Here is a 20,277-nt window from a genome sequence, read left to right as displayed (position 1 = left end):
TATGAGTCTTCCCTTTACCCCGGCTGATTCTCGCATCGGGCTGGTCGCCAATGGCGTGTCCGGCTCGCCATATGACCGGTTGCGTGCTTTCGGCTTGAAATTGCCCAGCCTCGCTCACAACCCGTACTACCTTCAACACCGCTCGGTGGACTCCAGCATTTACATCTCAGGCCAACTGCCGTACAAAGACGGCGAACTTCTGGGCACCGGCATCGTCGGCCGCGAGGTTGAGCTTGAAACAGCCCAGGAGCTTGCCCGCCATGCAGCGCTCAACGCACTTGCTGCCGCCGTCCAAGCAGTGGGCGACCTGGACAAGGTCCGCATCGTGCAGATGCTTGTCTTTGTGGCCAGTACACCGGACTTCGGCCTGCAGTCGCAGGTCGCCAATGCAGCCAGTGACTTGCTCATCGGGGTGCTGGGTGAAAACGGACGGCACGCCCGTACTGCGATCGGTGTTGCCGGCCTGCCGCGCAGGAGCCCGGTCGAGATCCAGATGGTCTGCACGGAGGCATAGGACATGAAGAATAAGGAACACAGCGTGAACCGCATTCAGCAAGCTCTAGGGACGCTCGTAGATCGGATCGATACGCCCTCACCAATCGTGCTGTCCGACGTGATGCAGGACAACATCGACCGGATGCAGGCGTTCGCAACCCAGCAGAACCTCGACGTCAGACCACACGTCAAAACCCACAACGAGTACAACGGCTTCCTTCCTCTGCCCGGGGACGGATTCCATCCCCGCGTCGGGAGCGTGCTACCCGTGGTGCCAAACCACGTCTGCCCGGTGGTGGTCAATTTCGAGGAGTACATCGTCACCGACAGCACCGGAGCGCCACTGGAACGGTGGCCGGTGGACGCGCGCGGATTCCTCAATTAACCGCTGGGGGACGGGCCTTCGCCCCCAACCCACATCGAACAATCAACCTCACGATGGAGTGACTGACTTGAGATTAGACAAAACCACTGTCGTGGTGACAGGAGCCAGCAGTGGAATCGGTGAGGCGGTGAGTTCGCACTTCCGTCGCGAAGGTGCCCGTCTGCTGCTCACCGGCCGCAGGGAGCACCTCGATACCGCGCACACCGATGACCTGTACGTCCCGGGGGACCTTAACGACGAAGCCTTTGTCGAAAGCCTCGCCCGCCAGGCCGCCGAAGCGTTCGGCACGGTCGACGTCGTCGTCATTAACCACGGCTTGCAAGTCACCGGCCCGCTGACGGAGATGGACCATGACGATGCGAAGAATGTGCTCCACAGCAACCTGCTCAGCGCCTTCCTGGTAATGAAGCACTTCGCGCCACTGATGCCCGCGGCGGGAGGCTCCTTCGTCTTGGTCAGTTCACGGCTGGGCATGGTCGGAATGCCTGGCCAGGTCCTGTATTCCGCGGCCAAGGGCGGCCTGATCATGCTCGCCAAGGGCGCCGCGATCGAGTGGGCTCCACGGAACATCCGCGTCAACGTTGTCGCTCCGGGGCTAACCATTACTCCGGTCATCGAAGCATCAATCCAGCGCAGGCCCGACCCCGAGGCCTATCGCCGCCAGCGCGAGGGCCAAATTCCGCTCCAACGCCTCGCCACCCCCGAGGAGATCGCCGACGCCATCCTCTTCCTCGCATCCAAGGAAGCGTCCTACATCACCGGAGCGACGCTCCCGGTAGACGGCGGATACACCGCCTTCTAGGCCCCCCGCAGGGCCCGGCATCAGTCGGGCCCTGCGCCCCTTCCCAACAACGTCTGAAAGTGGAGCAATGCCCATGAGTACTGGAACGACTCTGAACCTCATTGAAACCCGGCTGCTAATCGGCGGGGAATGGATATCATCCGGCACAGGAGCCACGCTGCCGGTCATCAACCCCGCCACCGGCGAAACGGTGGCGCACGTTTCTGACGGCTCTATCCAGGACGGTGCGTTGGCACTGGATGCCGCCTGCGCTGCCCAGGATGCTTGGGCAGCAACACCGGCAAGGGACCGTGCCGACATCCTCGCGCGCACGTATCAGGGCATAGTCGCCCGCCGCGACGATTTCGCCCGCTTGATCGTGGACGAGATGGGCAAGCCCTGGGCCGAAGCCCAAGCCGAAGTAGACTACGGCGCAGGGTTCTTCCGCTGGTTCGCAGAATCCGCCGGACGGATCCACACCGAAGGCCAGTTCGGCGTCGAACCTGGCTCCAGTTACCACATGGCAGTGTCCAAACGCCCGGTCGGCCCCTCCCTGCTGATCACCCCGTGGAACTTCCCACTGGCCATGGGCGCCCGCAAGATCGCCCCGGCCTTGGCCGCTGGCTGCACCACCATCCTCAAGCCTGCCGCCCAAACCCCGCTTACCTCCCTGCTGCTTGCCCAGGTCCTCCAGGAAGCAGGTGTGCCCGCCGGTGTGGTGAACGTCGTCGTGACGAGCAACTCCCGCGATCTGATCAGCGCCATCATGAATGACGAACGGATCCGAAAAATCTCCTTCACCGGCTCCACCGAAGTCGGCCGGGTACTCCTGGCCCAAGCCGCGCAGAACGTCGTGAACACCTCCATGGAACTTGGCGGGAACGCACCACTGATCGTTTTCGACGACGCGGACCTCGATACTGCGATCGAAGGGGCCTACCTCGCCAAGCTCCGCAACGGTGGTCAGTCCTGCGTCGCAGCCAACCGGATCTATGTCCAGGCCGGCATTGCTCCCAAGTTCACCAAAGGCTTCACGGAGCGCCTCGCCGCCGTCAACGTCGGCAACGGCCACGAACCCGGCACCGGTCTAGGGCCACTGATCGATCACAAGCAACGCGCCGCCGTCCACAATCTCGTCGTGGACGCCCTCGCCAAGGGCGCAACCTGCCTCACTGGGGGCCAGATCATCGACGGCCCCGGCTACTACTACCAGCCCACCGTCCTAACCAACATTCCCGCCGACGCCAGCATCAGGGAAGAAGAAATCTTCGGCCCCGTCGCAGCGATCTACACCTTCGACACCGAAGAAGAAGCCGTCGTGGAAGCGAATGCCACTCCCTACGGCCTGGCTTCGTACATCTTCACCCAGGACCTGACCAGGGCACTGCGCGTTGCGGACGCGATTGATGCCGGCATGACAGGCATCAACCGTGGGCTCATCAGCAACCCGGCCGCACCGTTCGGCGGGACCAAACAATCAGGCCTCGGCCGTGAAGGGGGCATTGAAGGCCTTGAGGCCTACCAGGAAACCAAATACACCGGCATCCAACTCTGACCTGATCCGGGCCGCGTTGGCGGAGAAACCCTGCTTCCGGCGAAGCCAAGGCTAGCGGACCTCAAGGTCCTCGAGAGTCTTTCCCTTGGTGTCCGAAGACAACAGGGTGGCCAGCGCCGAGACGAGGCAGATGCCCAGAGTGGTCAGGCCGATGACCATGGGGATGTTCGCTGATCCGGGAGGAGCCATGGCCGTGAACAGGCTGGGGAAGAACGAGGCGATCATGAGGCCGATGTTTTGCGAGACTGCGAAGCCTGTCACCCGCATCCGCATGGGGAACTGCTCCTGGAAGAACGTGGCGAAGGTGGCGTTCCACATCTGGAACAGGATGCCCTGGACGATGACAACGCAGACGAAGATCAGCGGCAGGCTACCCTGTTCGATCGCCCACAGGTACACCATGGTCAACAAGCCACCGGCTATGCCGCCTGCAACCATGAGTGTCCGCCGGCCAATCCGGTCTGACAGTGCCCCGAACAAAGGGATAGTCAGCACTGCGGCCACGTTTGCTGCCATGGTTACCCAGAGGAATTCGCTGCTTGAGAAGCCGTTGCCATAGCTCTTCTGGGTGGCGAACGATACGCCGAAGATCAGGGTGGCCATGCCGATGACGTTCGTGAACGTCATTGCAACGCAGCGGACCAGGACCCACGGGTGGGTGCGCAGGAGGTCTGCGAGGGGGAACCGGCGTTTGGTGCCGGGCTCTTCCGACTGCGCCAGGTATGCGGGCGGCTCCTGCACGCGGCGGCGGATAATGTAGCCGGCCAAAATCACGACGGCGCTGAGGAGGAAGGGCAGCCGCCAGCCCCAGGAATGGAACTGGTCATCCGGCAACAGGGCGGCGAGCGGAATGAGGACAGCCGTGGCGAGGATGGATCCCACCTGCGTGCCCTGAAGGCTGAAGCTCGCGAAGAAGCCGCGCCTGGCATCGGGGGAGTGCTCTACGATCATCGCGCTGGCACCCCCGAGTTCGCCAGCAACGGCGAAGCCCTGGATCAAACGCAGGATTACCAGGAGGACGGGCGCCAGAAGCCCCACCTGGCCGTAGGTTGGCAGGAGTCCTACCGCGAAAGTAGCGAACCCCATGAGCAGCATTGCAAAGACCAGGACCTTCTTGCGCCCATGCCTGTCACCGTAAGCACCCAGGACCACTGCGCCAAGCGGGCGGGACACGTATCCCACGGCATAGGTGGCCAGGGAAGCGATGATGCCTACGGTGGGGTTCTCCGTGGGGAAAAAGATCGTTGGGAAAAGCAGCGTCGCGGCCAGGGAATAGAGCGCGAAGTCGTAGTACTCCAGCGCGCTTCCGATCCAGCCGCTCATTGCCGCTTTCTTCGGGTCCTTCCGGCCGATGGCCTCGTCCTGGGTGGAAGGGGTATCCCTCCGGTGCGTGACGGTCATTCGCTGAACTCCTTTGTCGTCGTTGGCAAGGAACAAAAACTCTTCCAATCCAGGACTGAACAATGCGGTGCTCATTCAGCATGGTGAAGGTTACATGTGGATCGACTTGAGTCTTGAATCGATTCATTAATCATACGATGTGACCTGCGATACGTCAAAGGTCCCTGTGAGGGGAAACGCACGACGGCGGCAGGTCGCCACGGTTCCCAGGGAACCGCTGGTTCCTCGGAACCGAAAGGGCGACCAGCCGCCGTCGTGATTCAGCCGTTTGATCGAAGAGTCAGGCCTATCGGGAGAATGACCGTGGTTACCGCGAAACAGAAAGCCTTGCGCTGGATGACATGTCCAGCCGTGCCTGCAGTTCCGAAACGGTGGGTGGGTTGGCTCCGGAGCGGCTGACCGTGATTGCTGCGGCCATCGAGGCAGTTCTTCCGATGGTTTCCAGTGCTCCCGGCGCAAATCCCTCTTCGCCCTCTGCCAAAAGGCCGAAGATGAGTGCGGACATATAGGAGTCGCCGGCGCCGATGGTGTCGGCAACCTCGGTTTTCACGGAAGGGATGCTGAACTTCGCACTCTCCGTGGCGAGGAGGGCGCCGTCAGCGCCGAGGGTGATGACGGCAAGGCGCGCACCATGTGCGAGCAGGCGGGACGTGACCTCGTCCGGAGACGATGTCGGGTAGAGCCAGTGGGCATCTTCGTCGCTGAGCTTTACGACGTCCGTGAGCGGGAGCAGGTCCTCGAAGACTCTCTTCGCTTCAGCATGGCTGCCAAGCAGGGCAGGGCGGATATTGGGGTCATACGTGACAAGGCACGACTTGTGTCCTTGCTCAAGAAGGGAGCGGACGGTGGAGGCTCCCGGGGCCAGGAAAGTGGCGATGGAGCCGGTGTGAAGGACTTTCGGGATCATGGCGGGCGCCACTGGAGCCAGCTCCCAGGCGATATCGAACTCGTAGCTGGCCGAGCCATCTGCCGCCAACGTGGCAGTAGCGGTGGCTGTGCGTTCAAGGGACGTTGAACCCGGAAGGAGCCGGACGCCTGCGCTCTGGAGATGGTTGGTGATGGCGTTCCCGTGGTCGTCTTCGCCGATTGCTGTGAGCAACCCCGTGGATACGCCGAGCCGGCCAAGGCCATAGGCGACATTCGCCGGGGATCCTCCTGGATAGCTGATGGTTCCTTCCGGGGTATTAACGATGTCGATCAGGGCTTCGCCGATCACAACAACATCCAGCTGGTCTTGGGCGGAGGGGCCGGGGGGAGGCTTGTGCATCTGGGTTCTTTCGTCGGTGCCGGCTGGTCGGCCGGGTGTGGATCCGTCCGCGGACCTGTGGGCAGGTCCGCGGACGGAGAAGGGGGTTCCGCTGGAGCGGATTGTGCGGTGCTGGAACGGAAGGTGGGCGGCGCCCGTCAGGCTTTGGCCGCACCTGTCATGATGGCGACGGCGTCGGTCATGGTGTGGGATTGCGGGGTGATGGTGGCCGCGCATTTGCCCAGGCGCTGGATGTGGATGCGGTCGGCGACATCGAACACGTGGGGCATGTTGTGGCTGATCAGGATGACAGGCAGGCCGCGGTCGCGGAGGTCGCGGACCAACTGCAGTACCTGGTTGGATTCACGGACGCCCAGTGCCGCCGTCGGTTCGTCAAGGACGACCACCTTGGATCCGAAGGCCGCGGCGCGGGCGACGGCGACTGCCTGGCGCTGGCCGCCGGAAAGGTTCTCTACCGGCACGGTGACGTCCTGCAGGGTGGAAATGCCCAGCCGGGTGAGTTCTTCCTTGGCCTTCCTGCGCATGCCCTTGGTGTCGAGGATCCGGAACAGGCTTCCCAGGGGCCCGGGAAGGCGTTCTTCACGGCCGAGGAACAGGTTCGAGGCGACATCCAGGGCCGGCGAGACGGCCAGGTTTTGGTAGACCGTTTCAATGCCGTGGAGCCGGGCGTCCTGTGGCCGTTTGAAGTGCACCTGCTGACCGGACACGAAGATTTCTCCTGTGTCCGGAACTTCGGCGCCGGTAAGGCATTTGATGAGCGTGGACTTGCCGGCACCGTTATCGCCGATGATGGCCAGGACTTCGCCGGGGTAGAGGTCAAGGTTGACACCGTCGAGGCCAACCACCCGGCCGAAGGTCTTCACGAGGTTCCTGGCTTTAAGGATGGGCTCGCGGGTTTCGGTCTGTGAGGCTGCAAATTCAGTCATGGTCATGACTTGACCTTTCGGATCCACTGATCGACGGACACGGCAATGATGATCAGGATGCCCACCGCGAGGGTCTGGTAGAGGACATCCAGGCCGGCCAGGGAGAGTCCGTTGCGGAAGACGCCCACGATCAGCGCCCCGAGCAGCGAACCCCAGATGGAGCCGCGGCCACCGAAGAGGCTGGTTCCGCCAATTACGACGGCGGTGATGGAGTCAAGGTTCAGATCGACGCCGGCGTTGGGGCTTGCGGCGTTGGTACGGCCGATCTGGATCCATGCGCCGACGGCAAGGACTGCGCCCGCGGCAAGGTAGACGCTCATGAGGACGCGGTTGACGGGAATACCGGCAAGGCGGGCTGCTTCCTTGTCATCTCCGACGGCGTAGACGTGCCGTCCCCAGGCGGTTTTGCCCAGGATGAAGGCGACGGCGATGTACAGCAGGAGCATCATGACGACGCCGGTGGAGATGCGGACCGGCCCGATCGGGAAGGTGCTTCCCAGCCAGGTGAGCACACCCGGCATCGCGGATCCGCGGACGGTGCTGCCGCCGGAGTAGAGCAGGGTCAGGGCGATGAAGATGTTCAGGGTTCCCAGCGTGACGATGAACGGCGGGAGCCGGAATCGTGTCACGAGGAAACCGTTCAGGGCGCCTGCAGCAAGTCCCACGATCAGCCCGGCGATGAGGGCCAGGGGACCCGGGACTCCGCTGCCGACGGCCATCTGCGCGATCACCATCGAGGACAGGATCATGACCGCGCCGACGGAGAGGTCGATTCCGGCGGTCAGGATGATGAGGGTCTGGGCGATGGCCAGGGTTCCGACGACGGCGACCTGCTGGGTGATCAGGGAAAGGTTCTCCACCCGCAGGAAGCGGTCGTTGAGGAGTCCGAAGACCACCACCGCGATCAGCAGGACAATGGCCGGGCTGAGGGCGGGGTAGCGGTGGAGGATGTTGCGGATTCTGCTGAGCGGCGTTTGGCGGTCAAGGAATTCCTCGGCCAGGTCAGCGTGCCCGGCGCTCGGGGGGCCGGCGGTCTGTTGCTGGGTCACTTTAGCTTGCTCCTGAACTTACTTGCCCCAGCAGATCTGGGAAGCGTCGGTGGTGGTGATGCTCTTCACGCCGTCCACGGGCTTGTCCGTGACGAGCTCCACTCCGGTGTTGAAGAAGTCCAGGCCCTCGGAGTTGGCGGGCTTCTTGCCGGTCTTTGCGAGGTCGACAATGGCCTTGACGCCAAGCTCGGCCATCTTCACCGGGTACTGCTGTGCCGTGGCGCCGATGACGCCGGACTTGACGTTGTTCACGCCTGAGCAGCCGCCGTCAACGGAGACGATCAGGGCGTCTTTTTCCTTGCCCGCGGATTTCAGTGCTTCGAAGGCACCGGCAGCTGCAGGCTCGTTGATCGTGTAGACGACGTTGATGTTGGGGTTCTTGGCCAGCAGGGTTTCCATGGCAGTACGTCCGCCGTCTTCGGCGCCCTGGGAAGCCTGGCTGCCGACGATTTCGTACTCGCCGCCCTTGCCGCCGGTGTACTTGCCCGTTTTGGCTTCGTCGCCGTTCTTCTTCTTGTCGGCGGTGTCGATGCCCATGCCGGTCAGGAAGCCCTGGTCACGGTTATAGTCAACGGACACAACCTTGTCATCGAAGAGGTCCACAAGTGCGATCACAGCTTTCTTGCCCGCCAGCTGCTGGGCAGTCCACTTGCCGATCAGCTCGCCGGCGGCAAAGTTGTCCGTGGCAAACGTGATGTCAGCGGCGTCGGCGGGGTCCGGCGGGGTATCCAGGGCAATGACGAACAAGCCGGCGTCCTTGGCCTTCTTCAGGGCATCCACGACGGACGGGCCGTTGGGGGTGATGAGAATTCCCTTATCGCCCTTGGAGATCGCGTTTTCGATGGCCTGGATCTGGGTGTCTTCGTCACCATCGGCCTTGCCTGCAGCAAGCTTGAGATCAACGCCGTCAGCTTCGGCAGCCTTCTTGGCGCCATCCTGCATCGACACAAAGAACGGATTGGACGTGGTCTTCACGATCAGCGAAACGCCGATCTTTTCATTGCTGCCCGCGCTGGACGAAGGCGAGGAGCCGCCGCCGCAGGCAGTCAGGCTTAGCGCGCCCAGCGTCAGTACTGCACCAGCGGCAAGAAGGCGGGTCTTTGCCGACCTCGAAGCTTTGGAACTCAACATTGAAACTCCTGTTTTTTGTGGCTGCTCATGGCGAGTGATTCCCCCATGACAACGTTGTCAGCTAACATGTAACCAAGCTCACACAATGCAGTCAAGTGTTAATTGAAGTTGAGGAGTGTTTCTTTGACAACGGTGTCTAATCGTTACCAACCCGATCCTGCGCGCAGGCCGCCCACGATGAAAAACGTCGCTGACCTTGCCGGGGTAGGCATCAAGACGGTCTCAAGGGTGGTCAACGACGAACCAGGCGTTTCGGAGGAAACCCGCCAGCGGGTCCTGCGGGCAACGGAGCAACTTCAATACCACCTGGACATCACCGCCGGCAGCCTAAAGCGATCCGGCCGCAAGACCCAATCCATCGGATTGTTGCTTCCGAGCGTGTCCAACCCCTTCAGCGGCGAGATCCACCGCGCCATGGAAGATGCCCTTGGCGAGCGGGGGATCGCAGTCTTCGCCTCAAGCCTGGATGACGATCCGGACCGCGAACGGAAGCTGATTTCGGCCTTCCTGGGGCGTCGGGTGGATGGACTTGTTCTCACCACCATCGCCAAGAGCCAGGCGTACATGATTCCGGAACACTCCCGTGACCTGCCGTTGGTGTTCATCGACCGCGAGCCCGTGGGCATCGAGGCGGATGCAGTAGTCACCGATAACGAAGTGGGAGCCGCGACGGCAGCCGCGCATCTCATCAAGCATGGCCACACCAAGTTGGCCTATCTTGGGGACCGCACCGATATCCAGACCGCCGTGAAACGGCGGACAGGGTTCCTGAACGAGATCAGCAGGTCCGGCATCGCGACCTCCACGGTTGCGGTCCGCGAGAATCTTCACGACGAGGAAACGGCCCTCCGGGCTGCACAGGAACTGCTCACTTCCAAGAACCCTCCCACGGCGATTTTCTCCAGTCAGAACCTGGTGACATTCGGTGCCATGCGGGCGCTGAAAACCCTCCGGTTGCACCACAAGGTCGCCTTGGTCGGATTTGACGACTTCACCCTGGCCGACATGATGGAGCCCGGAGTCACCGTCATTGCCCAGCACCCTGAACGGATCGGAAAGCTCGCTGCCGAGCGGATCCTTGCAAGGATCGACGGCGACAACCGCCCGCCGCAGACGTATGTCGTCCCGACGGAACTCATTCCCAGGGGTTCGGGCGAAATATTGCCCCCGAACTAACCAACAACCATTCAATCGACCAAAGGACCGGACATGACCAAAACCTTGTACGCGGAATTCACCGTCAAGGAAGGCAGCGAAAACAGGGTCGCTGAAATGATGGCAGAACTCGCAGGGCACGTCCGGCAAGAACCGGGCAACGTCACGTTCCTGCCGTACACGCGCGAAACCAATCCGCGGGAATATTTCGTGTTCGAGGTCTACCGCGACGAGGAAGCCTTCCAGGAGCACATCACCGCAGACTACGGCCGAAAATTCAACGCGGAACTGGCCGAACACATTGAAGGCGACGGCTCCGTCCTTACTTGGCTTAACGCCGTATCGTAGCCTTCCGCCCGGGCATGCCAGACTGGACGCATGTTTCGCCGTCCTGAGAAACCGCGCATTTTGTCCAAGAGCGACGACGCCCAGCCCCTTTCGCCCGGAATCGACAAGGGCCGTCATCTCGCGGTCAGGCTCGACGACGCGTGGCTGAGGTTCCAGACGCGCCTCGCCATCCGGCGGGGTCGGGTGGAAACCGTCATCCCGTACACCGGATACGGCACAACTTCCTGGGTCCGGGTGCTGGCACGGGTTGTCCGTAGTGACCCGAGGGACGCCGCCGGCCATGCCAACCCCTTGCAGGAGAGCATGCGCGGCTGGCGGAACTTCATCAGTGCACCCGTTGCACACGCCTCCGTACAGGTAACGATTGCCGGCACCGTCCACGACGTCGAAGCCGATCGTGGAGGCGTCGTCGATGTCCGCATTGAGGCAGCCCTGGATCCTGGCTGGCACACGATCACCCTGCAATCGGGGAGTTCCGGAATTGTTGAGGCTCCGGTGGAAATCGTGGCGGATGACGCAGACTTCGGTGTGGTCTCCGATATTGACGACACAGTGATGGTGACAGCCCTTCCCCGGCCCTTCCTGGCAGCCTGGAATACTTTCGTGCTCAATGAGCATGCGAGGACACCTACGCCGGGAATGGCCGTCCTCTACGAGAGGATCGCCAGGACGGCGCCGACGGCGCCCGTGCTGTACCTGTCCACCGGGGCCTGGAATGTGGCGCCCACGTTGTCACGGTTCCTGTCCCGCAATCTCTACCCTGCGGGGCCGAAGCTCCTGACTGACTGGGGCCCCACCCCGGACCGCTGGTTCCGCAGCGGCAGGGAGCACAAGCGCACGTCCCTGGAACGCCTCGCAGAGGAGTTCCCCCACATCAAGTGGCTGCTTGTAGGCGACGACGGACAGCACGACGAAGCCATCTATTCCGAGTTCGCACATCACCACCCGCAGAACGTCAGGGCGATCGCCATCCGGCAGCTCTCAGTAGGCGAGGCGGTGCTCGCCGGCGGCAGGTCGAAGTCCGGGGGACAACCTACGCCGGGAATCCCTTGGATCTATGCCCCGGACGGTGCCGGGATGTCCGCGCAGCTGGAGGAACTGGGCATCATCCATAGCAGCGTGCGCTCAGCGGACGAGCCGGAGAAGGGCGACTGAACGGCGGCTGCGGGCCGGGACCCCGCAGGGCTGTTGGTGCAGCCACCACCAAGAGCAGAATGAACACATGGTCAATGCCTCGGTGTCTGAAGGCCTGGCTGCGGGTGATCACTTCCTCGCTGCTTCCGACTGGAATGCAGCCGCAGAGGCTTTCGAGTCCGTGCTGGCGCTCCAGGATGATCCTGCAGCGCACGATGGATTGGGGCGCGCGCTGTGGTGGCTTCGCGACGTTGATCGCTCCATTGCGGAGCGCACAGCTGCTTACGCCGGTTTTCGTCGGCTGGGCCAGGACTCTCCGGCATTTCGTACGGCTTTGTGGTTGGCCCGCGAATACGCGGATGCCTTGGGTAGCGAGGCGGTCAGCCGGGGTTGGCTGGCACGGGCGGAGGGCCTTGCGTTCCGCTTGCCGGAAGGCGTCGAACGGGGCTGGATGGCGCTGACGCGCGGTTTGCTACGGGCCGACCCAGCCTCTGCGGGTGATGATGCCAGGACTGCGCTTGAGTTGGCGCGCAAGTGGAATGACCCGGACCTTGAGGCCGTGGCCCTCGCCCTCCAGGGCCTCGGGACGATAGCCTCCGGGAACGTGCTGGAAGGCATGACGCTGGTTGATGAGGCCATGGTCGTGGCAACCGCCGGGGAAGTTCACGATCAGATGATCTTCGGCGACGTGTGCTGCATTGTGACGCGCGCCAGCGAAGAAGCCTGCGATACATCTCGACTCAGCCAGTGGAATAAGACCGTCCTGCGCTTCATGCAAAGTACAGGCCATCCGGCATTGCTGGAATTCTGCGGTACGTGTTGCGCGGAGATATTCCTTGCCGCCGGTGACATCGCGAGCGCCGAGGGCTGGCTCACCAGGACGCTGGATGAATTGGACCAAGGCGGTCATCGTGCGCGTTGTGTGCACCCCGCTGCCAAGCTGGCGGAACTGCGACTCCTGCAGGGCCGGGTGGAGGAGGCAAGCCGATTGCTCGCTGGCTTCGAGGATCGGCCGGACGCGCTTCGCGCGGCGGCAGCAGTCAGGCTTGCGGCGGGCGACACTGCAGTTGCCGCAGCGCTGCTGCATCGCCGGATCCACCACGTCGGAGGTGGGCTGCTCACGGTGCCGCTACTGGCGTTGCTGACCGAGGTCCAGCTGACACAAGGTGACGTCGGCCAAGCCCGAGCGACGGCCGAACGCCTTGATGAAGTCGCAGCCCGGACGCAATGGCCCCGGTCACTTGCGGCATCGCACCTCGCCGCTGGTCGCGTCGCAGCCGCCCTGGGGGACGTTGCCTCGGCACGTGAACGGCTGGACGCAGCAATTTCGATTTTTGCTGAGCTCAACATGCCCCTTGAGGCCGCGAGCGCCCATCTATCGCTGGCCGGAGCCCTGCGTGAGACGGACCCTGAAGTGGCTGTTCACGAGGCGGGAGCGGCACTCGCGGCGTTCGACGACGCGGGTGCCGGCGGCATGGCAGACAAGGCAGCAGCGCTTCTTCGCGCCCTTGGCGGCCCCGCCCGCACGGGGCCGAAGGCGCTGGGGCTGTTATCGCGGCGCGAACGCGAAGTGCTCAGCTTACTTGCCGAGGCCCTGACCAACAGCGAGATCGCTGATCGCCTGTTCATCAGCGCGAAGACCGCCGAGCACCACGTCAGCAGCATCCTCGCCAAGCTGCAATTGCGCAGCCGGGGCGAAGCGGCAGCATTCGTCCTGCGTCAATCCCCCAAAGACCAGGGCCTTAAATAGGGGATGCTCCCCATCCTTTCCTGCCGCCGTCGCCGCATGCTTTGACTATCCGCAAAAAGCCAACGGGAGGTGCGGAATGAAGCAGCAACGAACAGCAGGCAACGTCCTCGATCGTGAAATCGCCGTGACAGTCCATCAACATGCCACTGTCCCGCCGGACATCGTTTTCGACGTCCTCGCTGATCTGCCCCATCACATGATGTGGGGAGGGGCCGAGGCATCCACGCTTCTGTCCATGCAGGCCCCTCCGGGGCAGGCAACTGCCGGAACGGAGTTTACTTCCACGGCTGAGGACCGAATCTGCCGGATGAGGGATTCGTCTGTGGTCACGGAGGCGCTTCGGCCCTGGATGTTTGAACGGGTCACGGAGTCCGCTCTGGAGTCAAAAAAGCATGGGACAAAGGCTGCTTGGCTCCTGGTCCACCGTTACGAAATTGAAGCGGCTTCGGAACAGAGCGACGTCACCTATACCTGCCGGCTGGTGCGGGCCAGTGGGCTGCCGGGTCTGCTGGCCATGTTTGGGTTTCCTGTTCTCAGGTCACTCGCTGTGCGTGAGTGGGCGCGGGCAAGCAGGGAAGGATTGGGCCGGCTCATCGCTGCGGCAGAAACCACGGCGCGGGCCTGAACCCGCGCTATCACAAAGAAGGAGCAAGGAAATGGCAAAGCTATCGATTGATGACCAGAGCGCCCGCGTTGAGCGCATGACCGGCTACGCGGGCCGATACCGGGAGGCGGACGGATACACCATCGCCTTTGAAACGTTCGAAGAGGGAGGCGACTTCACGCCGTTCTACAAGGGGCTGCCGGATGACCGGTGCCAAAGCCACCACTGGGGATACGTGGTCAAGGGCCGGCTCACCATGCACTTGCCTGATGGCGACGAGATCGTCGAAGCCGGCGAAGCGTACTACACGCCGCCCGGGCACACTGATGAGCTTGATCCAGGGACCATTCTGGTGGAGTTCAGTCCTACTGAGGAACTCGCCCGCACCTTGGCTGTCGTCGAGCAGAACCTGCAATCGGAAGTTGGCTAGGCCGCCTTCAGGACTCCAGCACGCGCTTCAGGTTCTGGACAAAGACCTTGTTTCGCCGGGGAACCATGTATGCCATCACCGGGGTCATGAGCACCTTGACCCCGCTTGGTTGCATCTCCACGCCTCGAGTGAAGCGGGCGCCTTCCACGGCCGGCTCCACCGTATAAGTGATGCGTGGCTGCAGTCCGGCGAAGTTGGCTCTGTATTGCAAGCGTGAGCCGTGCCTGACGTCCAACGCTGTGAAAGTTCCGTCGGTCTTGCCCATGAAGGGTTTGAACTTCAGCGGGTAGGTCCTGCCAACGATTGGAACAGGGTCGGTTTGGCCAGGCACGCTGGCAATGTCAACGTGCCAGCTCGGTTCGTTGCGAAGGTCCGCCACATATTGGAAGACCTCCTCCGGTGTCCGGGCTATGACAACGCTCTCTGCGGATTTGATCATGACTAGGTGGCGCCTTTCGCTTCCAACTTCTTCAGGCCCATTCGCAGGGAGCTTGCCACTGGCGCACCCCGGTCACGACGATCATGAAGGTGGCCAATCGCCCCATCAAACTGGTGGGCCTGCGGTTCCACGTGATGTGAATGCGTGAACCGCCAGACTCATTGGGTGTGATTCGCGCGCTCACGTAGCTTCCAGGTGCGCAGAAATTACTCTCCTGGACCGTCCACTTCACTTCGTCGGGGTTTGCCCAGTCGTAGTGTTCCTTGGCCCAGATCACGCCACCGGGAGCTTTGCTTCCTTCTCTGATGTCCGCGAAGGTCTCACCCACCTGGTAAACCTCGTACATGGGAGGGTAAATACCTGGCCAGATCTCCGGCCGACGCGGGCTAAAGTCCAGCAATGCCTCCCGTACCTTCCCCGGCGGGACGACGGTATCCAGATCCACTTCCACTTTTGGCATGTCAGCTTCCTCACCTGATGCTTCCAGTGTGGTCGTTTCTCTTGGGCGTGCAAGAGGTTTGGCAGGGGCTAGCCGCCCGTCTGGCTCAGCACCCCGACGTCCTTCGGCGAACCGACTGAGCCGCGGCGCACGAGTCGCGCCTCCAACGGCGGTCCAGCGGGCGAGGAAGATTTTCTGCCCTCAATCTGCCGGATCAACGCAGTGGCGGCAGCCATTCCCATGTCGTAGACGGGCTGCGCAATGACTGTGAGCGGGGGAGTGGTGAGACGGGTCCAGGCAAAATCGTCGTACATGATGAGGGACACATCCGAGGGGATGGAGAGGCCCGATTCCTGGATGGCCTCCACAACGCTCAAGGCGATGAGGCCGTCGGAGGCAATGATGGCAGTGGCAGCATCCGGCCCCTGGAGCAGGTCACGGGTGATTCGCATGATGGACTCCGCATCGCCGGCATTGAGCCGGACCAGGTCTACCGGCTGGCCGAGGCCTTCCTCCTCGAAGGCGCGGCGGATTCCCTCAAGGCGGTCCGAGATCTGCGAGGAATCCAGCGGCATCCCCGCCACGTAGGGCCCGTCTGTCCGAACGGTTGAGACGAACGCGATGCGTCGGTGGCCTGCTTCGATGAGGTACTTGGTGGACTCGTAGGAGATGGCGCCCATGTCCACGGCGAAGGTCTCGACGTCGAGTCCTTCGGCGGCGCGGTCCAGCAGGACCAAGGGCCGGCCAGAGTCGCGGACTTCCTTCAAATGTGAGGTTTCCACTGATGAAGCGGGAGCAACGATGAGCCCATCAACCCGCTTGTCCAGAAGCACTTGGACGGCGTCCACCTCGGCGGCCCGTTCTTCGTCGGTGTTGATGAGGATGACGTTGTAACCGCTCTTCTTCGCCGTGTCGGTGATGCCTCTGGTGGCCAGGCCGAAGTGCGGGTTTTCGATATCGCCCACCACTACGCCAATGGTGTTGGATTTGCCCGTGTTCATGCTGCGCGCAAGCTCATTTGGGCGATAGCCAAGCGCCTCGGCTGCTGCGAGGACCCGTTCCCGAACGTCCTCGCTGACGGCGCCATAGTTGCCCAGTGCGCGCGCGGCTTGGGCCTTGGAGACTTGGGCGGCTTTGGCGACGTCGGCAACTGTCACGTCCCGCCGTCGGGATCCGTCAGTACTCATGTTCACCTTTCAGAAGTGGTGTTGACGCGGCTTGTGACTTCCGCTACATTTTCAATCAATCGATGTGAGTCCGGTCTCAATCCTAAGGGCTGAGACCGGACTCAACAAGACCTCACATCGAGTTAGACCCCAAAAGCGGCCCAGACAGCACCGCTGGCCCTCCCCACGATTGGACAACGCTGTGATCAAACTGAACTTCCGCCCGGCAGCGCTCGCAGCAGCAGCCTTGGCGGCCATCCTCGCCCTCTCCGGCTGTGGTGGATCCTCCGCCGGGACCTCGAGCTCGGCTGAGAACCCCTACGGCCTGATCGAACCCGGCACCATCCGCGTCGCGAGCCTGGGCGACTCGAAGCCCTACACGTTCACGGACAGCTCAGGCAACTTCACCGGCTTCGATGTGGAGCTCTTCAAGGACGTGGCCCACCGTGCCGGCGTGGACAAGGTTGTCTTCACCGGACAGGACTTCTCCGGCCTGCTCGCAGCAGTAGCCAATGGCCAGTTCGACGTCGGCGTCGCGGCCATTGGCATCACGGACAAGCGCAAGGAAACCGTTGACTTCTCCGACGGCTACCTGGCCGGCTACCTAACGGTCATCACCACCAAGACGTCAGGTATCAAGGACGTCAACGGCCTGTCCGGCAAGCGCCTGGGCGTCGTCCAGGGCACGCTCCAGGAAGCCTACGCGGTCAAGAACTTTACCTCCGCACAGCTGGTCCGCTTCCCCGACAACAACACCGCAATCTCCGCCGTCAACAGCGGCGCAGTGGACGCCCACTTCCTGGACTACGAGGCAGCCAAGGCGTACCAGGAGCAGTTCGGACTGGTCAGTGCAGCTGACATCCCGTCCTTCGACGCCCCGGCAGGCTTTGCCATTGCCAAGAACAAGCCCGCCTTCAAGGAAGCCCTGAACAAGGGTCTTGCCGCGGCCATGGAAGACGGCACCTGGAAGAAGCTCTACCAGAAGTGGTTCCCGGGCTCGCCGATGCCCGAGCAATACCTGCCCAAGGCCGAGCAGACCTCCAGCCCGTCACCAACGGCTGCAAAGTAACGCAACCGGAAACCCACCAACATTGCCGGGCGGGCCAAACCCCAAAGCCCGCCCGGCAATCCGAAAACCAACAAACGTCTGAGAGCACTCAATGGATTGGCTCAATACCATCAGCCGCACGTTCTTCGATGTCGATTCAATGATCGAAGTACTGCCCCAACTCCTGGGAGTTGGACTCCTCAACACCCTGATCATCTCCATCGCAGCAACCATCCTCGGCGTAGTGATGGGCATGGTGGTGGCGGTCATGGGGATCTCGCGGTCAAAGTGGCTGCGTATCCCGGCGCGGGTCTACACAGACCTGTTCCGTGGACTGCCCGCGATCCTCACTATCCTCCTGATCGGGCAGGGCTTTGCCCGCTTCAGCCAGTCGGTGTTTGGACCCTCGCCATATCCCTTGGGAATCATTGCGTTGAGTCTGATCGCCAGCGCCTACATCGGAGAAATCTTCCGTGCAGGCATCCAGAGCGTGGACAAAGGCCAAGGCGAGGCATGCCGGGCCCTGGGCATGAGCTACTCCAAGTCCATGGCACTGGTAGTGGTGCCACAGGGCGTCCGCCGGGTGCTGCCTGCGCTGGTAAACCAGTTCATTGCGATCGTCAAAGACTCCTCATTGGTTTACTTCCTGGGCCTGCTGGTCAGCGAACGTGAACTGTTCCGTGTGGGCCAGGATGCCGCAGTACTCTCAGGCAATCTCTCGCCGCTGGTCATGGCAGGCATCTTCTACTTGGTGATCACCGTGCCACTGACCCACCTGGTCAACTACTTCGATAACAAGTTCCGCACCGGTCGCCGCCGTCCCACAGCCCCAACCAGCGGGCTGAAGGAAGTCAAGGAACTCGATGCGGCATCGCCGCTCATCACCGGGAGCAACACGTGAACCTCACAAGCAGCAGCAACACAGCCAGTGCCAGCACAAACAAAACCACCCCGGACATCGAAAAGTTCCACGGCTCCAGCCTGGAACTGCGGAACCTGACCATGGCCTATGGCGACGTCGAAGTACTCCGCAACGTCAGCCTGAATGTGGCTCCAGGCACCACCACGTGCATCATCGGTCCGTCCGGTTCCGGCAAGTCCACCCTCCTGCGGGGCGTCAACCGCCTGCACGAACCCAAGAGCGGGGACGTGCTTCTCGCAGGCGAAAGCGCCCTCAAAGTCAAGCCGGACATCCTTCGCGCCCGCATCGGCATGGTGTTCCAGCACTTCAACCTCTTCCCTGACCACACAGCCCTGGAAAATGTGGCGTTGGCTCTATGGAGCGTCAAGGGAATGTCCAAGAAGGAGGCACGGGAACGCGCCCAGCGCCGACTCGCCGAAGTGGGCCTCGCCGAACGCGCCGACCACCGGCCCCGCGACCTCTCCGGCGGTCAGCAGCAGCGCGTCGCCATTGCCCGTGCGCTTGCCATGGAACCCGAAGTCATGCTCTTCGACGAAGCCACCAGCGCGCTGGACCCGGAACTCGTCAAGGGTGTCCTGAACCTCATGGCAGGCCTCGGCCGCCGCGGCATGACCATGCTGGTGGTGACACACGAGATGGGCTTTGCCCGCAAGGTTGCTGATCAAGTGGTCTTCATGGATGAGGGCGAAGTGGTGGAAGTGGGCACGCCCGCTGAGCTCTTCGACAACCCGCGCAGCGAACGCCTGCAGCGCTTCCTTTCGGAAGTCCTGTGATGGGCGGGAATCCTGTGATTGCCCAAGGAACAGCGGCACCGATCCGGACCGCCGTCGTCGGGTTTGGCGTCTCAGGCAAGGTCTTCCATGCCCCGCTGATTGCAGCGGATCCGAACTATTCACTGGACGTCATCGTGACGGCGGACCCGGAGCGCGCCCGCGAGGCCGCCCGCCTCTACCCGCAAGCGAGGATACTGCCCACTCCGGAACACATGTTCGCGCTTGCCAGCGAGCTCGATCTTGTGGTGCTGGGAACGCCGCCGCTCACCCACCTCCAGCTTGGTGCCACGGCGATCGCCTGCGGCCTGAACGTTGTGGTGGACAAACCTTTCGTCACCAGCGTCGCCCACGGTGAGGAACTGGCCACACGCGCGTCCGACGCCGGTGTGCAGCTCACTGTCTTCCAGAACCGCCGGTGGGACGCCGACTTCCTGACGTTGCGCAAACTGCTGCAGGAAGGGGCGCTGGGTGAAGTACGGACTTTTGAGTCACGTTTTGAATGGTGGCGGCCTGAAGGCTTCGGAAACTGGCGCGATACATCAACCCTGGCCGAGGGCGGTGGCATCCTCCATGACCTGGGCGCCCACTTGATCGACCAGGCCATCACGCTGTTCGGACCAGTGGAGGAGAGCTACGGCGAAACCGCAAACCATGGCCCCCACCCCGGCGCGGCAGACACGGAAGCCTTCGTCACCCTGCTCCACGAGTCCGGCGTTCGATCCCGGCTGTGGATGAACGGCATGGCGGCCCAGGTTGGCCCGCGGTTCCACGTCCTCGGATCAAAAGCCGGGTACACCAAGTGGGGACTCGACAGCCAGGAACCCGCGCTCGCAGCCGGTGTTACGCCGTCGGAGGCTTCCTATGGCGTTGAACCCCAGGAGTCTTGGGGGCTTCTGGGAGTTGACGGTTCAGCCACACCCGTACCTGCAGAAAAGGGCGCCTACCCGCAGTTCTACGCGGAACTGGCAGCTTGCCTCCGTGGCCAAGGGCGGCTTCCCGTAGCTCCGGCCGAGGCGCTGGAAACCCTCAAAATCATCGAAAGCATCCACGCCTTCGCCTAAGTGCAAGAGCGTCCCAAG

General features: G+C 62.5%; 22 protein-coding genes. 14 read left to right on the top strand and 8 right to left on the bottom strand.

Annotated elements, in window-relative coordinates:
* The first annotated feature begins 1 nt into the window (after nt 1).
* From AC6I97_RS21785 to AC6I97_RS21770, 4 genes are all read left to right on the top strand, one after another.
* Nucleotides 2-514, top strand: coding sequence for a RidA family protein (locus AC6I97_RS21785; RefSeq protein WP_497946758.1), 513 nt, complete (start codon nt 2-4; stop codon nt 512-514).
* A gap of 24 nt (nt 515-538) precedes the next feature.
* Nucleotides 539-880, top strand: coding sequence for a hypothetical protein (locus AC6I97_RS21780; RefSeq protein WP_497946757.1), 342 nt, complete (start codon nt 539-541; stop codon nt 878-880).
* A gap of 67 nt (nt 881-947) precedes the next feature.
* Nucleotides 948-1,682 carry an SDR family NAD(P)-dependent oxidoreductase gene (locus AC6I97_RS21775; RefSeq protein WP_497946756.1) on the top strand — a complete coding sequence of 245 codons (735 nt, stop codon included), beginning with the start codon at nt 948-950 and terminating at the stop codon, nt 1,680-1,682.
* Nucleotides 1,683-1,755: 73 nt separating this feature from the next.
* Nucleotides 1,756-3,216, top strand: coding sequence for an NAD-dependent succinate-semialdehyde dehydrogenase (locus AC6I97_RS21770; protein ID WP_497946755.1), 1,461 nt, complete (start codon nt 1,756-1,758; stop codon nt 3,214-3,216).
* A gap of 51 nt (nt 3,217-3,267) precedes the next feature.
* Here AC6I97_RS21770 and AC6I97_RS21765 read toward each other — a convergent pair whose 3' ends face one another.
* From AC6I97_RS21765 to AC6I97_RS21745, 5 genes are all read right to left on the bottom strand, one after another.
* The gene (locus tag AC6I97_RS21765; protein ID WP_497946754.1) at nt 3,268-4,617 is read right to left on the bottom strand and encodes an MFS transporter; all 1,350 of its coding nucleotides are present in this window, start codon (nt 4,615-4,617) and stop codon (nt 3,268-3,270) included.
* Nucleotides 4,618-4,924: 307 nt separating this feature from the next.
* Nucleotides 4,925-5,884, bottom strand: coding sequence for a carbohydrate kinase family protein (locus tag AC6I97_RS21760; protein WP_497946753.1), 960 nt, complete (start codon nt 5,882-5,884; stop codon nt 4,925-4,927).
* Between the two features lie 137 nt (nt 5,885-6,021).
* Nucleotides 6,022-6,816 (bottom strand): ATP-binding cassette domain-containing protein, encoded by a 795-nt coding sequence (locus AC6I97_RS21755; protein ID WP_224166288.1) that lies wholly within the window; start codon nt 6,814-6,816, stop codon nt 6,022-6,024.
* On the bottom strand, nt 6,813-7,859 hold the full coding sequence (locus tag AC6I97_RS21750) for an ABC transporter permease (RefSeq protein ID WP_416418043.1): 1,047 nt from the start codon (nt 7,857-7,859) through the stop codon (nt 6,813-6,815). Before AC6I97_RS21750 ends, AC6I97_RS21755 begins: the two co-directional genes overlap by 4 nt.
* Before the next feature lie 18 nt (nt 7,860-7,877).
* Nucleotides 7,878-8,990, bottom strand: coding sequence for a substrate-binding domain-containing protein (locus tag AC6I97_RS21745; RefSeq protein WP_224094087.1), 1,113 nt, complete (start codon nt 8,988-8,990; stop codon nt 7,878-7,880).
* Between the two features lie 177 nt (nt 8,991-9,167).
* Between AC6I97_RS21745 and AC6I97_RS21740 the strand changes: the two genes are divergently transcribed.
* From AC6I97_RS21740 to AC6I97_RS21715, 6 genes are all read left to right on the top strand, one after another.
* Nucleotides 9,168-10,166, top strand: a complete 999-nt coding sequence (locus tag AC6I97_RS21740) for a LacI family DNA-binding transcriptional regulator (protein WP_497946752.1) — start codon at nt 9,168-9,170, stop codon at nt 10,164-10,166.
* A 33-nt stretch (nt 10,167-10,199) separates the two neighbouring features.
* Nucleotides 10,200-10,493: a putative quinol monooxygenase gene (locus tag AC6I97_RS21735; protein WP_497946751.1), complete on the top strand. Its 294-nt coding sequence runs from the start codon at nt 10,200-10,202 to the stop codon at nt 10,491-10,493.
* A gap of 30 nt (nt 10,494-10,523) precedes the next feature.
* Nucleotides 10,524-11,648, top strand: a complete 1,125-nt coding sequence (locus AC6I97_RS21730; RefSeq protein ID WP_497946750.1) for an App1 family protein phosphatidate phosphatase — start codon at nt 10,524-10,526, stop codon at nt 11,646-11,648.
* A 67-nt stretch (nt 11,649-11,715) separates the two neighbouring features.
* Nucleotides 11,716-13,377: a helix-turn-helix transcriptional regulator gene (locus AC6I97_RS21725; RefSeq protein WP_497946749.1), complete on the top strand. Its 1,662-nt coding sequence runs from the start codon at nt 11,716-11,718 to the stop codon at nt 13,375-13,377.
* Nucleotides 13,378-13,453: 76 nt separating this feature from the next.
* Nucleotides 13,454-14,002, top strand: coding sequence for a hypothetical protein (locus AC6I97_RS21720; RefSeq protein WP_497946748.1), 549 nt, complete (start codon nt 13,454-13,456; stop codon nt 14,000-14,002).
* A gap of 31 nt (nt 14,003-14,033) precedes the next feature.
* Nucleotides 14,034-14,411 carry a cupin domain-containing protein gene (locus AC6I97_RS21715; RefSeq protein ID WP_497946747.1) on the top strand — a complete coding sequence of 126 codons (378 nt, stop codon included), beginning with the start codon at nt 14,034-14,036 and terminating at the stop codon, nt 14,409-14,411.
* 7 nt (nt 14,412-14,418) lie between these two features.
* On the opposite strand, the gene AC6I97_RS21710 is transcribed toward AC6I97_RS21715, so the two are convergent.
* From AC6I97_RS21710 to AC6I97_RS21700, 3 genes are all read right to left on the bottom strand, one after another.
* The gene (locus AC6I97_RS21710; protein ID WP_497946746.1) at nt 14,419-14,850 is read right to left on the bottom strand and encodes an SRPBCC family protein; all 432 of its coding nucleotides are present in this window, start codon (nt 14,848-14,850) and stop codon (nt 14,419-14,421) included.
* Nucleotides 14,851-14,881: 31 nt separating this feature from the next.
* Nucleotides 14,882-15,310, bottom strand: coding sequence for a hypothetical protein (locus tag AC6I97_RS21705; RefSeq protein ID WP_497946745.1), 429 nt, complete (start codon nt 15,308-15,310; stop codon nt 14,882-14,884).
* 68 nt (nt 15,311-15,378) lie between these two features.
* Nucleotides 15,379-16,476, bottom strand: coding sequence for a LacI family DNA-binding transcriptional regulator (locus AC6I97_RS21700; RefSeq protein ID WP_497946744.1), 1,098 nt, complete (start codon nt 16,474-16,476; stop codon nt 15,379-15,381).
* Nucleotides 16,477-16,657: 181 nt separating this feature from the next.
* Between AC6I97_RS21700 and AC6I97_RS21695 the strand changes: the two genes are divergently transcribed.
* The 4 genes from AC6I97_RS21695 to AC6I97_RS21680 all read left to right on the top strand — a co-directional run bounded on the left by AC6I97_RS21695 (nt 16,658) and on the right by AC6I97_RS21680 (nt 20,259).
* Nucleotides 16,658-17,524, top strand: coding sequence for an ABC transporter substrate-binding protein (locus tag AC6I97_RS21695; protein ID WP_224166297.1), 867 nt, complete (start codon nt 16,658-16,660; stop codon nt 17,522-17,524).
* A gap of 91 nt (nt 17,525-17,615) precedes the next feature.
* Nucleotides 17,616-18,404, top strand: a complete 789-nt coding sequence (locus AC6I97_RS21690; protein ID WP_224166298.1) for an amino acid ABC transporter permease — start codon at nt 17,616-17,618, stop codon at nt 18,402-18,404.
* The gene (locus tag AC6I97_RS21685; RefSeq protein ID WP_497946743.1) at nt 18,401-19,198 is read left to right on the top strand and encodes an amino acid ABC transporter ATP-binding protein; all 798 of its coding nucleotides are present in this window, start codon (nt 18,401-18,403) and stop codon (nt 19,196-19,198) included. The genes AC6I97_RS21690 and AC6I97_RS21685 overlap by 4 nt, the downstream gene beginning before the upstream one ends.
* Nucleotides 19,198-20,259 (top strand): Gfo/Idh/MocA family protein, encoded by a 1,062-nt coding sequence (locus AC6I97_RS21680; protein WP_497946742.1) that lies wholly within the window; start codon nt 19,198-19,200, stop codon nt 20,257-20,259. Before AC6I97_RS21685 ends, AC6I97_RS21680 begins: the two co-directional genes overlap by 1 nt.
* Nucleotides 20,260-20,277 lie beyond the last annotated feature (18 nt).

The sequence above is a fragment of the Arthrobacter sp. TmtSoilC48 genome, assembly GCF_059739425.1.
The sequence above is the reverse complement of the archived record's forward strand: the minus strand, read 5'-3'. Positions and strand labels throughout refer to the sequence as shown.